12 protein-coding genes are annotated in these 13,194 nt (G+C 73.2%); 7 read left to right on the forward strand and 5 right to left on the reverse strand.

The window, feature by feature from the left end; all coding sequences use genetic code 11:
- Positions 1-363 precede the first annotated feature (363 nt).
- The 4 genes from DEU32_RS11535 (at position 364) to DEU32_RS11550 (ending at position 5,687) form a co-directional block, all read left to right on the forward strand.
- Positions 364-2,403 (forward strand): beta-galactosidase, encoded by a 2,040-nt coding sequence (locus tag DEU32_RS11535; protein WP_114850666.1) that lies wholly within the window; start codon positions 364-366, stop codon positions 2,401-2,403.
- Complete coding sequence (locus DEU32_RS11540) at positions 2,400-3,326, forward strand: carbohydrate ABC transporter permease (RefSeq protein WP_114850667.1); 927 nt, start codon at positions 2,400-2,402, stop codon at positions 3,324-3,326. Before DEU32_RS11535 ends, DEU32_RS11540 begins: the two co-directional genes overlap by 4 nt.
- The gene (locus DEU32_RS11545; protein ID WP_229666912.1) at positions 3,323-4,273 is read left to right on the forward strand and encodes a carbohydrate ABC transporter permease; all 951 of its coding nucleotides are present in this window, start codon (positions 3,323-3,325) and stop codon (positions 4,271-4,273) included. Before DEU32_RS11540 ends, DEU32_RS11545 begins: the two co-directional genes overlap by 4 nt.
- A 73-nt stretch (positions 4,274-4,346) precedes the next feature.
- Complete coding sequence (locus tag DEU32_RS11550; protein WP_114850668.1) at positions 4,347-5,687, forward strand: ABC transporter substrate-binding protein; 1,341 nt, start codon at positions 4,347-4,349, stop codon at positions 5,685-5,687.
- Positions 5,688-5,873: 186 nt separating this feature from the next.
- Here the strand turns inward: DEU32_RS11550 and DEU32_RS11555 are convergent, their stop codons facing one another.
- Positions 5,874-6,482, reverse strand: coding sequence for a TetR/AcrR family transcriptional regulator (locus DEU32_RS11555; protein ID WP_114850669.1), 609 nt, complete (start codon positions 6,480-6,482; stop codon positions 5,874-5,876).
- Positions 6,483-6,562: 80 nt separating this feature from the next.
- Here DEU32_RS11555 and DEU32_RS11560 point away from each other — a divergent pair, with 80 nt between their 5' ends.
- The 3 genes from DEU32_RS11560 (at position 6,563) to DEU32_RS11570 (ending at position 8,845) form a co-directional block, all read left to right on the forward strand.
- On the forward strand, positions 6,563-7,186 hold the full coding sequence (locus DEU32_RS11560) for a GNAT family N-acetyltransferase (protein ID WP_258554856.1): 624 nt from the start codon (positions 6,563-6,565) through the stop codon (positions 7,184-7,186).
- A 46-nt stretch (positions 7,187-7,232) separates the two neighbouring features.
- The gene (locus DEU32_RS11565; protein ID WP_114850670.1) at positions 7,233-8,126 is read left to right on the forward strand and encodes an NAD-dependent epimerase/dehydratase family protein; all 894 of its coding nucleotides are present in this window, start codon (positions 7,233-7,235) and stop codon (positions 8,124-8,126) included.
- Between the two features lie 101 nt (positions 8,127-8,227).
- Entirely contained in the window at positions 8,228-8,845 is a 618-nt protein-coding gene (locus DEU32_RS11570) for an RNA polymerase sigma factor (RefSeq protein WP_114850671.1), read from the forward strand.
- Between the two features lie 84 nt (positions 8,846-8,929).
- On the opposite strand, the gene aztD is transcribed toward DEU32_RS11570, so the two are convergent.
- Genes aztD through aztB form a run of 4 tightly spaced genes read right to left on the reverse strand, consistent with a single transcriptional unit; the run spans position 8,930 to position 13,180 of the window.
- A complete protein-coding gene (gene aztD / locus DEU32_RS11575) occupies positions 8,930-10,108 on the reverse strand; it encodes a zinc metallochaperone AztD (protein ID WP_114850672.1) in 1,179 nt (392 codons plus the stop codon).
- A 26-nt stretch (positions 10,109-10,134) separates the two neighbouring features.
- Positions 10,135-11,079 carry a metal ABC transporter substrate-binding protein gene (locus DEU32_RS11580; RefSeq protein WP_258554857.1) on the reverse strand — a complete coding sequence of 315 codons (945 nt, stop codon included), beginning with the start codon at positions 11,077-11,079 and terminating at the stop codon, positions 10,135-10,137.
- Positions 11,076-12,278, reverse strand: coding sequence for an ABC transporter (locus tag DEU32_RS11585; RefSeq protein WP_114850673.1), 1,203 nt, complete (start codon positions 12,276-12,278; stop codon positions 11,076-11,078). Before DEU32_RS11585 ends, DEU32_RS11580 begins: the two co-directional genes overlap by 4 nt.
- Entirely contained in the window at positions 12,275-13,180 is a 906-nt protein-coding gene (gene aztB / locus DEU32_RS11590) for a zinc ABC transporter permease AztB (protein ID WP_114850674.1), read from the reverse strand. Before aztB ends, DEU32_RS11585 begins: the two co-directional genes overlap by 4 nt.
- Positions 13,181-13,194: the final 14 nt, after the last annotated feature.

The following is a 13,194-nucleotide window of genomic DNA, read 5'->3' on the forward strand; positions in this document are numbered from 1 at the left end:
CGTATCCGGCGGCCGTGCGGGGGCCGGTCGCGGGGGCCGCCCGCCCGGGCCGCGCGGTGCCGTGATCGTGGCGATGCCGGCTGCCCGTCCGTGGCGACCTCACGCGCCCAGCGACACTTCACGGTCCCGGGCGGCCGTGAAGTGTCGCTGAGGCCGAGAAGTCGCCCCCGCTTCGCGCGAGCACCCCCCCCCGGGTTGACACCGGCCGCGAAAGCGTGTTCACTCTGGGAGCGCTCCCAGAACCCTCCGCCCCCGATCGGTCGGCGGCATCTGGGAGCGCTCCCAGAACACTGGGTGGCCTTCGCCGTCGAAGGGGTCGCACGCGACCGGGACGGCAGACCGCCCCGACCAGCGAGGACCACCGTGACCACCACCCTCCCGGCACCAGCCACCACGGCGCTCGGGCTCGGCTCGACCGGACTCGCGTTCGGCTGCGACTACAACCCCGAGCAGTGGGACCCCGAGGTCTGGGTCGAGGACGTCCGGCTCATGCGCGAGGCCGGCGTCAACCTCGTCGCGATCAACATCTTCGGCTGGTCGCACGTCGAGCCGCACCGGGGCGAGTACGACTTCACCGCGCTCGACCGCGTCATCGAACTGCTGCACGGCGCGGGCATCGGCGTCGACCTCGGTACCGGGACCGCCTCGACCCCGCCGTGGCTGACCACCGCCCACCCCGAGGTCCTGCCCGTGGTCGCCGACGGCACCACCCGCTGGCCCGGCGGCCGCCAGGCGTTCTGCCCGAGCTCCCCGGTGTACCGCGAGCACGCCCTGGCCCTGGTCCGCGCCACGGCCGAGCGCTACGGCGACCACCCCGCGGTCAAGCTCTGGCACGTCTCGAACGAGCTCGGCTGCCACAACGCGCACTGCTACTGCGACGTCTCCGCCGACGCCTTCCGCGGCTGGCTCCGGAACCGGTACGGCACGCTCGAAGCGCTCAACACCGCATGGGGCACGGCCTTCTGGAGCCAGCGCTACTCGGCGTGGGAGCAGGTCCTGCCGCCCCGCGCGACGCTCTCCTTCACGAATCCCGGCCAGACGCTCGACTTCGACCGGTTCTCGTCCGACGAGCTCCTCGACCACCACCGGGCCGAGGCCGCGGTGCTCCGCGAGCTGAGCGACAAGCCCGTCACCACGAACTTCATGGTCGCGGCGCACATCACCGCGCTCGACTACTGGACGTGGGCCGACGACATGGACGTCATCGCGAACGACCACTACCTCGACCACCGACTGCCCCGCCCGCACACCGAGCTCGCGTTCGCCGCCGACACCACGCGCGGTCTGGCCAAGGGGGCGCCTTGGCTGCTCATGGAGCACTCGACGGGCGCCGTGAACTGGCAGCCGCACAACGTCGCGAAGGACCCGGGCCAGATGCTCCGCGACACCGCGACGCACATCGCCCGCGGTGCCGACGGCGTCTGCTTCTTCCAGTGGCGCGCCTCCGTGCAGGGCAGCGAGAAGTTCCACTCCGCGCTGCTGCCGCACGCCGGCACCGAGTCGCAGACCTGGCGCGACGTCGTCGCACTCGGCGCCCTCGTCGAGCGCCTCGGCGAGCTCCGCGGTTCCCGTGTCGTCGCCGACGTCGCGCTCGTCTTCAGCTGGGAGGTCCAGTGGGCCGCCGACCTGGAGGCGCACCCCACCACCGCGCTCCGGTACCTGGAACAGGTCCACGCGTTCCACGCCGCGCTGTGGGACCTCGGCGTCACGGTCGACGTGGTCGCGCCCGGCGCCCCGCTCGACGGGTACGCGGTCGTCGTCGTCCCGGAGCTCTACCTGGTCCGCGACGAGCACGCGGCGGTCGTCGCCGACCACGTCGCCCGCGGCGGCCAGGCCGTGGTCACGTTCTTCAGCGGCATCGTCGACGAGGACGACCGGGTCCGGACCGGCGGGTACCCCGGCGCCTTCCGCGACCTGCTCGGGATCCGCGTCGACGAGTTCCGCCCGCTCGGCGCCGGCCAGACCCTCGCGCTGTCGGACGGCACCCGGGCGCACACCTGGTCGGAGCCGGTCGAGCTGCGCGGCGCCGAGGCGGTCACGACCTACGCCGAGGGGCCCCTCGCCGGACGCCCGGCCGTCACCAGGAACACCGTCGGCACCGGCGACGCCTGGTACGTCTCCACCGTGCTCGAGGACGGCGCCCGCGCGGCCCTGCTCCGTCGGGTCCTCGAGACCGCCGGGGTCGCCCCGGACCCCGTGGCCGAGCCGGGCCTCGAGGTCGTCCGTCGCCGTGACGACGCGCACGAGTGGGTCTTCCTGCTCAACCACACCGACCGCGAGGTCGCGCACACCGTGGCGGGCCACGAGCTCGTCGCCGACCGGCCCGTCGACGGCGTCACCGTCCTCGCCGCCGGCGGCACCCAGATCATCCGCACCGACCGCATCGACGGAGCCCGCCCATGACCACCACCGCCCAGTCGCGCCGCACGACCCGGCCGACCACGCCCCGGCGTCGCCCCGGCGGCACGCGCTACCGGCGCGCGATCGCCTTCTTCGTCCTGCCGTTCGCGCTGCTGTTCGCCGCGTTCTACCTCGCACCGATCCTGTACGCCGTGTGGGAGTCGCTGCAGAAGATCGAGCGCCAGGGCACGTTCGGCGCCCCGACGCAGGTGTTCGGCGGCCTGAGCCAGTACGTGCTCGTGTTCCAGGCCACCGAGTTCTGGGGCTCCGTCCTCCGCGTGCTGCTGTTCGGCATCGTGCAGGTCCCGGTGATGCTCGGGCTCGCGCTCGTCTTCGCGCTGCTGCTCGACTCCCCGCTGCTGCACGGCAAGCGGTTCTTCCGCCTGGCGTTCTTCGCGCCGTACGCGGTCCCCGGCGTCATCGCCGCGATCATGTGGGGCTACCTCTACGCCCCCGACCTGTCGCCGTTCTCGTTCCTGACGTCGAACGTCGACCTGCTCTCCGCGAGCACCGTCCTGTGGGCCGTCGCGAACGTCGTGACCTGGGTCTACGTCGGCTACAACATGCTCATCATCTACTCGTCGCTCCTCGCGATCCCGACCGAGATCTACGAGGCGGCGAAGCTCGACGGCGCGTCGCAGCTGCGGATCGCGCTGTCGATCAAGGTCCCGATGGTGGTCCCGGCGATCATCCTCACCGCCGTGTTCTCCGTCATCGGCACCCTGCAGCTCCTGACCGAGCCGACCGTGTTCCGGCAGTTCACCTCGACGATCTCGTCGACCTTCACGCCGAACATGCTCGTCTACTCGACCTCGTCGGTGCCGAACTTCAACCTCGCGGCCGCGTTCTCGGTCGTCCTCGCCCTCGCCACGTTCGTCCTGTCGATCGGGTTCCTCCGACTGACCCAGCGGAAGGCCGCCCAGTGACCGTCAACGCACCCACCCGACGCGACCTCGTCGCGGACGCAGGCCGACCCCTGCAGCCGAACCGTGCCTCCCGTCCGCACGAGCCGGGAGCCCGCGGACCGCGCGAGAGCGTGATCTCGCGCTCCGCCGCGATGATCGTGATGGGCGTCTTCACCGTCTACTTCCTGCTGCCGATCTTCTGGCTCTTCGTCTCGTCGACCAAGACGGCGTCGAACTTCAACACGACGTTCTCGCTGTGGTTCAGCGCGACCTCGTTCCAGGACTTCTTCGGCAACCTCGTCGAGCTGTTCACCCGCCAGGACGGCATCTACCTGCGCTGGCTGCTCAACAGCATCGCCTACGCGGGGGTCGCCGGCCTGCTCGGCACGGTGCTCAGCGCGATGTGCGGGTACGCCCTGGCGAAGTACCGGTTCCGCGGTCGCGAGGCCCTGTTCAACGTGTTCCTCGGCGGCGTCCTCGTGCCGGCGACCGCGCTGGCCCTGCCGCTGTTCCTCATCTTCAGCCAGGTCGACCTGACCGACACGTTCTGGTCGGTGTTCCTGCCGAGCATCGTCAGCCCGTTCGGCGTGTACCTGTCGCGGCTGTTCGCGGCGTCGAGCGTCCCGGACGAGATCATCGAGGCCGCGCGCATCGACGGCTCCGGCGAGGTCCGCACGTTCTTCACCGTGGCCGTGCGGCTCATGTCGCCCGCGCTCGTGACGATCTTCCTGTTCCAGTTCGTCGCCGTGTGGAACAACTTCTTCCTGCCGCTCGTGATGCTCCGCGACTCGTCGCTGTTCCCCGTAACCCTCGGCCTCTACACGTGGAACTCGAGCGTGAACCAGTACCCGGACCTGCGCACCCTCGTGCTCATCGGGTCGTTCGTCTCGATCATCCCGCTGCTCGTCGCCTTCCTCTCCCTGCAGCGCTTCTGGCGGTCCGGCCTCGGCGCCGGCGGCCTGAAGTAGCCCGGCCCCGAGCCACCGCGGCTCACACCCCGGACCAGCACCTCCTCCTCACCCACATCCGAACGGAAACAGCATGAAGACAACGAAGTTCCTCAGCGTCGCCGCCGTGGCGGTCGCCGCGACCGTGGCCCTCGCCGGCTGCAGCACCGGCGGCTCCGGCTCCGGCAGCGGTGGCTCCGACTCCGCCGCCGCGAGCTGCAAGCCGTCGAGCGGCAAGGTCACCCTCGACTTCACGACCTGGGTGCCCAACATGGACAAGGTCGTGGACATCTGGAACAAGGAGAACCCGGACATCCAGGTCAAGGTCTCCATCGTCGCGAACGGCAACAGCGGCACGTACCAGAACTTCTTCAACCAGCTGAAGGCCAAGCAGGCGCCGGACATCGGTCAGGTCGAGTACGACACCCTGCCGGCCTTCCGCGTCCAGGGCGGCCTCGAGGACATCGGCGCCTGCTCCGGCATCAGCGCCGCGAAGAAGGACTTCTCCGACGGCCTCTGGAACCAGGTGACCTTCGGCGAGTCGAAGTCGGTCTACGCGGTGCCGCAGGACTCCGGCCCGATGGCGCTGTACTACCGCAAGGACCTGTTCGAGCAGGCCGGCATCCCGGTCCCGAAGACGTGGGACGAGTACGCGAAGGCCGCCGAGGAGATCAAGGCCAAGGGCGGCAACATCACGAACTTCGCCAAGGGTGACGTCAACCAGTTCGCCGGGCTCGTCTCGCAGGCCGGCGGCCAGTGGTTCTCGAACTCCGGCGACAAGTGGGACGTGAACCTGACCGACAGCGCGTCGAAGAAGGTCGCGGACTACTGGCAGGGCCTGATCGACAAGAAGCTCGTCAACACCGTCCCGAGCTTCACCGACCAGTGGAACGCCGCGTACGACAGCGGGCAGGACTGGACCTGGGTCTCCGCCGTCTGGGGTGCGAACACCATCTCGAGCGGTGCGCCCTCGACCTCCGGCAAGTGGGCCGTCGCCCCGATGCCGCAGTGGAAGTCCGGTGAGAGCAAGTCCGCCGCGTGGGGCGGTTCGTCGAACGTCGTCTTCGCGGGCAGCAAGCACCCTGCCGAGGCGTCGAAGTTCCTCGTGTGGCTGAACACCTCGACCGAGGCGCTCAGCGCACTGAACAAGGAGGCCAACCTGTACCCGGCGTCCTCGACCGGTGCGGACCTGCCGGCGCTCACCCAGGGCCTGCCCTTCTACGGCGACCAGAAGATCTACGAGGAGTTCGCCTCGGCCGCGAAGGACATCCAGCCCTTCACCTGGGGCCCGACGATGACGCAGACCTACGCGGACGTCTCGGACGGCTTCGGTGCCGCGGCCTCCGGCTCGGGGACGCTCGAGGACGCGCTGAAGAGCGGACAGTCCAAGACGATCGCGGCCCTCGAGGCGCAGTCGATCCCGGTCAAGGGCTGACGCCCTCGACCTCCCTGACGGACTGGAGGCACGGTGCCGGCTGGCACCGTGCCTCCAGTCCGTCCTGGGGTCGCGGTCCGCGACCCCGGATCGTCGAGACGCCCCCGACGCGCCGAGACGCCCCCGGATCCGGCGGCGTCCTGTGCAGACCGGGGCGTCTCGCGAGCGTGCGCCCCGCCCCGCGCGTCAGCGCGTCAGCGCGTGCGCGAGGCCGCGCACCAGGAGCGCCCGCGCGCGGTCCGTGGCCGATCCGTCCGGATCGCTCCACGCGGCTCGGCCGAGCCCGTCGACCAACGCGAGCACGGCGTCCGCCACGACCGCGGCCGGCTCCGCGAGCGCGACCCCGTGTCGAGCCGTCCACCGCTCGATCGCGGCGACCAGGCCGTCGTGCCAGAGCGCACGCTCTCCCCGGACGAGCGCATCGTCCCCGCCCAGCGCCGTCCCGCTCAACGACTCGAGCAGCAGGAACCGCTCCGGCTCGGCCCGCACGAGCGCCAGGTACGCCGAGACGCCGGCCTCGAGCGCTCCCGCCAGGTCGTCGTGCTCCTCGGCCGCCGCCAGCACGCGGGGGAGCACGTCCCGCGCCTGCCGCTCGAGCAGCGCGAGGACCAGGTGCTGCCGCGCCCCGAAGGTGTAGTGCACCACCCCGTGTGCGACACCGGCGCGCTCCGCGACCGCCCGGGTGGTGAGCGCCTCGACCCCGCCGTCCCGCACCACGAGGGCGGCCGCGTCGAGCAGCTCGTCGCGGCGTTCGGCACGGCTGCGGTAGGCGCGCGGAGCGGGTTCCGGGGTCATCACAGGCAGCGTACGGCCTACGTGCAGGTCTGCTCGGGAGACTGCATTCGGCCAAGTGGCCGAATCTGGAGGGAGCCCCCGTGTCGATCACCGTCCGACCCGCCGCCGAGCACGAGGTGCCGGCGGCCGCCGCCGTCCTCGCCGAGGCCTTCGCCGACGACCCGGTCCTCCGGGCGTTTCGCCCGCCCCGCGCCGACGAGGACCGCGTGGCCGTCCTCACCGACCTGTTCACCGCGCTGGTCCGGTCCGTCCCGGCGGCGTCCCGTTCGCTCGACGTGGCGGTCGAGGACGGCCGGGTCGTCGGTGCCGCCTTCTGGCAGGCGCCGCGGCCGCACGCCGGGGGAGCGCTCGCGTTCCTCCGGCAGGTCCCGGCCTTCCTGCGGGCGCTCGGGGTCGGCGGTGCCCTGCGCGCCGTCCGCCACCTCGGCCGGATGGACCGTGCCCGTCCGGAGGCGCCGCACTGGTACCTCGCCGAGATCGGTGTCGCGGCGGTCGCCCGGGGCAGGGGCGTCGGCGGGCTGCTGCTCGAGCACGCCCTCGACCGCGTGGACGGCCGGGGCGAGGACGCCTACCTGGAGTCGTCGACGCCGCAGAACCGCCGGCTCTACCGTCGGCACGGCTTCGGGGACGGGGCGCCGATCACCGGCCTCGGCGCGGCGCGACCCGTGTCGATGTGGCGACCGGCGGCGACCGCGACGCGCTAGTGTCCGCAGCGGGGCACGAGGCGTGCACCCGGGGGGAGCAGGACCGGTGCGGATCGCGATCACGGGTGGGACGGGGTTCGTCGGACGACACCTCGCCGAGCGGTACCCGGCCGAGGACGTCGTCGTGGTGTCCCGGCGCACCGGAGTGCCGATCAACGACGTCGATGCCCTGACCGCGGCGTTCGCCGGGGTCGAGGCCGTGGCGCACTGCGCGGGCATCAACCGCGAGATCGGCGACCAGACCTTCCAGCGCGTGCACGTCGACGGCACCGCAGCCGTGCTCGAGGCCGCCCGGCGGGCCGGGGTGCAGCGCGTCGTCCTGCTGAGCTTCCTGCGCGCCCGTCCGGGCACCGGCTCGCCGTACCACGAGACGAAGTGGGCGGCGGAGGAGCTCGTCCGCTCCTCGGGCCTCGACCACACCGTGCTGAAGGCCGGGATGGTCTACGGGCACGGGGACCACCTCGTCGACCACCTCAGCCACACCGTGCAGACCGTGCCGCTCTTCGCGTCGGTCGGGTTCCACGAGCGGACGATCAGCCCGATCCCGGTCACGGAGCTCGTGGACGTCGTCGTGGCGGCGCTCGACGGTCGGCTGTCCCGCCGGACCGTCGCGGTCCGGGGTGGTGAGGCCCTGCTGCTCAGCGAGGCCGTCCGCCGGGTCGCCCGCGTCGTGGGGCGCCGCGTCCTGGTGTTCCCCGCGCCGGTCTGGGCACACCGGGCGCTCGGCCAGCTGACCGAGTGGACGATGCGGGTGCCGCTCGTGGCGAAGGCGCAGGTCCGGATGCTCGCCGAGGGCGTGACCGAGGCCGCGCCGCCGACGGAGGACCTGCCCGCCGACCTGGCCCCGACGGCACGGTTCGACGACGAGCACATCCGCGCGGCCCTCCCGCCGCGCGGTGGCTTCACGTGGCGGGACCTGCGGCTGCCCGGACGGCACTGACGCCGCCTGCCCCGCGATCTGGGGTACCGGTCGCAGCATCCCCGGCGGTCGTCCCCTCCGAACCATCGGCAACCACCCCCGCCGATCAGAGGGCACCCGCCATGCTCGCCACGCTCCCGGACCCCACCCGGACCACGACCTCCACGCTCGACCACCCGTGCCCGTCCGTGCCGTCACCGTCGGCCGGTGGGCCCGGGACGCTCGTCGCCCGTGCCGCCACCGGGGACGACCGGGCGTTCGCCGCGCTCGTCCGCCGGCACGAGAGCATGCTCCGGACCGTCGTCGGCCGGATCCTCGACGGCACGGCCGAGGTGGACGACGTGGTGCAGGAGACCTTCCTCACCGCGTGGCTGCGGATGTCGGACCTCGTCGAGGGCGACGCGATCGCGGGGTGGCTCGCCACGACCGCCCGGCGACGCAGCTACGACCGCCTGCGCGCCCCCGATCGTCGCCGTCGCGCCGAGCTGCAGGCGGACGCGGTCGCCCGGACGGACGACTGCCCGGACGCCGTCGCCGAGCGCGCGGCGATGGTGTCGGCGGCCGAGCGCCTCCTCGGCGCACTGCCGCACGCGCAGCGCCGCTGCTGGGAACTGCGGCACCTCGGGTGCCTGTCCTACCGGGAGGTCGCCGACGCAGTCGGCCTGCCCGAATCCACCGTCCGGGGGCAGATCGCGCGGGCGCGCGCGGCCATCCGCAGCGCGCGGCCGGACTGGCGCTGACCGCCCGTCCCGTGCACCGACGGACGGGAGGCACGGTGCCGGCCGGCCCCGTGCCTCCCGTCCGTCGGGTGGTGACCGTCCGCGCTACGCGACCGCGATCTCGTTCGGGACACCGGGCAGCACGTCGCTCGACGTGCGGACCTCCCCGGTCGCCAGGTCCACGGCGTGCACCTTCCGCTCCGCCGGGTCGGTGACGTACGCGACGTCGCCGACGACCTTCAGCGCGGGGTGCGCGTCCTGCCACTCGGCCGGACCCTGCCACGCGTCGATCACCGGGTACGACGCCGTGAGCTCGCCGGTCTGCTCGTCCATCGTGTGCAGGGCACCGTCCGACCCGAGCACGAGGGCCTCGTCGCCGGGACCACGGGCGAGGTCCCGGAACGTGAAGCCGACGCCCTCGGGCAGGTCGGCGACGCGGTACTCGTCGGTCGCGGTGTCGATGAGGGCGACCTGGTCGAGCAGGTACCCCTCGCTGTCCGGGTCGTCGTTGTAGTCACCGACCGCGATGGGGCTCGACTCCGTCGTGAAGAGGTTCCCGGTGCGGCCGTACGTCGTCGGGGCGTCGATCTTCGTGAAGGTGCCGTCGCGGAACACGAGCGCGCCGTCGGTGCACCCGAAGACGGCGACCTCGTCCTCGACGGCCCCCTCGCCGTGCACGTTCGGGCAGGCCTCGGAGCGCGCGGTCTCGGTGCCGTCCTCGTCGAGCGCCCGCACGCCGGAGCGCGACGCCTCGGTCCCGACGGTGGTCAGGAGCGTGCCGTCCTCGAGCTGGATCGCGACGCCGTGGTGCGCGGCCTCGGACGTGGTGGTGCGGGTCTCGGGGAGCCGGTCGCCGTCGAGGTCGTCGTGCTCGAAGACCGTGACGTCGCCCGTCCCGTCCGCGAAGAGCGCGGTCGTGTCGCCGTGCACGACCGCGTGGCCACCGGTGTCGGCGGGGAACACCGCGTCGGTCAGGGCCGGATCAGCAGCCGTGTCGAGCACGCGGAAACCGGACGGGACGGTGACGAGCACGTGCCGGCCGTCCCCGGCCGGGTTGACGCGGGTGAAGCCGTCGATCGGGTCGTCGGCGACGACCCGCAGGTCCTGGTCGAGGGTCAGGAGCCCGCCGTCGTAGGTCACGACGATGCGCGCCCCGTCGGGAGCGGTGGTGTCAGGGCGGTCGTCGGCGCGGTCGGCGCCGCTCGGAGCGGCGGTGCAGCCGGTGAGCAGGAGGGCGGTCGCGCCGAGCAGGGTCGCCGGCACGAGGGCGGTTCGAGGGGTCATAGGGCACACTGTACTGATTCTCATTCTCAATTACGAACCGACAGCCCGGCCGTGATCGACGCCGTGTTCGCACGCATCATGCCGAGGTACGTCGAGGCCGCGCCGTCCGGCGTCAGCGACTCCGTCGCGAGCGAGCGGATCTCGACGTGCACGTCGACCTCGTCCGCCAGGACCTCGGCGAGCCGCTCGGGCTGCGACAGGTCGGCGAAGATCGTCGGGACGCCCGCGTCCTCGATCGCCTCGGCGAGGTCGCGCAGGTCCGCCGCGCTCGGGGACGCGAGCGTGGTGCCGCTCGGGATGACGGCGCCGACCACCCGGAACCGGTACCGATCGGCCAGGTACCCGAAGACGTGGTGGTTCGTGACCAGGGCGCGCCGGTCGTCCGGGATGCGGGCGAAGGCGGCGGCCATCTCGGCGTCGAGCGCGGCGAGCTCGTCCAGGTAGGCGTCGGTGCCGGTCGGGTCCACGCCGACGTCGCGGAGCGCTCCGTCCAGGTCCTGCACGACCTCGGCCATCCGGACGGGATCGGTCCACAGGTGCGGGTCCGGTCCGCTGTCGCCGTCCGCGGTCCACTCGAGCGCGTCGACCGCATCGCCGGCGGTGAAGACCGGGACGCCGTCCGTCGCTGCGGCCTCGACGTGCCGCGCGATGCCCTCCTCGAGTCCGAGGCCGTTCTCGACGACGAGGTCCGCGGAGCGGAGTCGGGCGGCGTCCTGCGCGGAGACCTCGAACGAGTGCGGGTCCGCTCCGGGCGGCATGAGCACGAGGACGTCGGCGGCGTCGCCGACCACCTCGTGCACGACGTCCCCGAGGATGTTCGTCGTCACCGCTACCGTCGGTCGGTCCGACGACCCGGTCGTGCACGCCGCGGTGCCGCCCAGCACGAGGGCGGCGAGCAGGAAGGCGGTGACCGAGCGTCCGCCGCGGCGTCCGACTCCGCGGCGCTCGGCGTCGCGCTCGCCGCGGGTCACAGCCCGACCTCCGCGAGGGCGGCCGGGGCGGCGGGCAGGTCGATCGTCCGGGCCACCCGGGCGCCGTCCGCGAAGTCCACCTCGTGCACGCGTGACCCGGCGTCGTCCGCGACGTAGGCGCGCTGCGCGTCGAGCTGCAGGAGCGGCTCGGCGTCCGGGTCGAGGAGCGGACCGGTCGTCGCCACCGCGCCGGTCGCGACCGTCAGGACGACGACCCGCCCGAGGTCGTCGACCCCGACGACGTGTTCCTCCTGGTCGTCGACCGCGACGACCGTCCGGAGCGGTCGCTCGGTCTCGACGAGGCGCCAGCTCCCCTCGCGGGTGTCGAGCAACCACGCACCGCGGTCCCCGGCGGTCACGGCGACGGTCGGGCGCCCGCCCCGTGCCGCGAAGGACGTCGGTCGCTCAGCGCCGTCGGGGAGCGGGACCACGGTGGCCGTCCCGTCCTCGGCGACGAGCACCGCACTGTCCGCGCACCCGACTGCGGCCGCCGCGCGGGTCACCGTGCCGCCCGCGGGCTCCGCGCACGGCGTCGCGGGGCCGACGGGCTCGCCGTCCACGTCGAGGAGCCGGACCCCGGCATCGGTGGCGGCGACCAGGCCGTCGCCGAACGGGAGCAGGACGGCGGCGTCCAGCCGTGCGGTGACGTCGACGTCGCCCTGGCCGAGTGCGGCGCGGTCGAGCACGACGGCCTGCCGGCGCTCCGGCCAGCTGATCGTGGTGACGGTCTCCGACGAGTGGACCGCGACCGGTCCGCCGCCGTCGAGGACGCCCACGACCCGCGGATCGGCCGTGTAGTAGTGCGTGTGGTCGCCGTGGTCGACCGTCCACGCGCCACCGTCGGTGATCGTGGTCCGGTCGGCGTCGCTCGTCACGAGGAAGCGTCCGTCGGTCGCCGAGTGCGCCGGGGCGTCGACCGCGTCGAGGGACGTGGCGGCACCGTCGAGCAGGTCGTGGAGCGTCGTCGTGCCGGACGCGGACACGGCGAGCAGTCGCAGCTGCGGCTCCTGCGCCTCGCTCGCCCCCGCGACCCAGCCGTGCGGCCTCGCCGTGGACGAGCGGTCCCTCGACGGTTCGTCGGACCGGGCGGTGGGCCCGCCGGTCGTGCAGGCGGTCGCCGACAGGGCGAGTCCGGTGGTCAGTATGGTTGCGACGGCCGCGGCCAGGAGGCGCGGGGTACGTCGGGCGGTCGGGTTCATGCTCCCTCTCGTGGTGCTGGGGTCGGTGTGGTCCGCTGGACGGGACCGGGTTCGGGTCGGGTGGCGGGTGTGGACCGCCGTCGACGGCCGTGGGCCGCGAGTGCGGCGAGGGTGCGGGACAGTGCGACCCCGGCGACCGCGGCGAACGCGGTGGTGGCGCCGGCCGCGGTGCCGAGGTGCCACGACACGAGCAGGCCGACCGTGACCGCCGCGGACCCCAGGGCGGCGGCGAGCACCATCGTCGAGGCGACGTGCCGCGTCCACGCGCGAGCCGCCGCCGCCGGCGCGAGCAGCAGCCCGACGACGAGGAGCGTGCCGACCGCCCGGTAGGACGCGACGACCGCGAGCGTGACGAGGGCGACGAGCACGACCTCGGCCAGGCGCGGCCGCAGTCCGAGCGTCGTGGCCGTGCGTTGGTCGAGGGCGGCGGCGGTGAAGGCGCGGTGGAACACGGTCGCGAGCAGGAGCGCGACGGCGGCGGCGACCGCGAGCCCGACGAGGTCCGCGGGGGTGACCGCCAGGACGTCACCGAACAGGATCGCGGTGACGTCGGTCGCGAAGGACCGCGAGGACGAGACGATGATCACCCCGAGGGCGAGCATCCCGACGAAGAGCAGTCCGATCGAGGTGTCGTACGACAGCCGCGCGCGACGTCGGAGCGCCCCGACCCCGAGGACCATCACGCCCGCGCTCGCCGCGGCACCCAGGACGGCCGGGACACCCGTGAGGGCCGCGACCGCGACGCCCGGCAGCATCCCGTGGGCGAGTGCCTCGCCGAGGAACGCCATCCCGCGGACCAAAACCCACGTGCCGACGACCGCGCAGAGCACCGCGGCCAGGGCGCCGCCGACGAGGGCGCGCACCATGAAGTCGACGGAGAACGGGTCGGTCAGCCAGGTCACGGCCGAGACGCTAC

The sequence above is a fragment of the Curtobacterium sp. AG1037 genome, assembly GCF_003349855.1.
GTDB classification, from domain to species: Bacteria; Actinomycetota; Actinomycetes; order Actinomycetales; family Microbacteriaceae; genus Curtobacterium; species Curtobacterium citreum.

Coding starts and splice junctions, on each gene's coding strand:
- DEU32_RS11540 (WP_114850667.1), top strand. CDS start 2,400: ATGACCACCACCGCCCAGTCGCGCCGCACGACCCGGCCGACCACGCCC.
- DEU32_RS11550 (WP_114850668.1), top strand. CDS start 4,347: ATGAAGACAACGAAGTTCCTCAGCGTCGCCGCCGTGGCGGTCGCCGCG.
- DEU32_RS11555 (WP_114850669.1), bottom strand. CDS start 6,482: ATGACCCCGGAACCCGCTCCGCGCGCCTACCGCAGCCGTGCCGAACGC.
- DEU32_RS11570 (WP_114850671.1), top strand. CDS start 8,228: ATGCTCGCCACGCTCCCGGACCCCACCCGGACCACGACCTCCACGCTC.
- aztD (WP_114850672.1), bottom strand. CDS start 10,108: ATGACCCCTCGAACCGCCCTCGTGCCGGCGACCCTGCTCGGCGCGACC.
- DEU32_RS11585 (WP_114850673.1), bottom strand. CDS start 12,278: ATGAACCCGACCGCCCGACGTACCCCGCGCCTCCTGGCCGCGGCCGTC.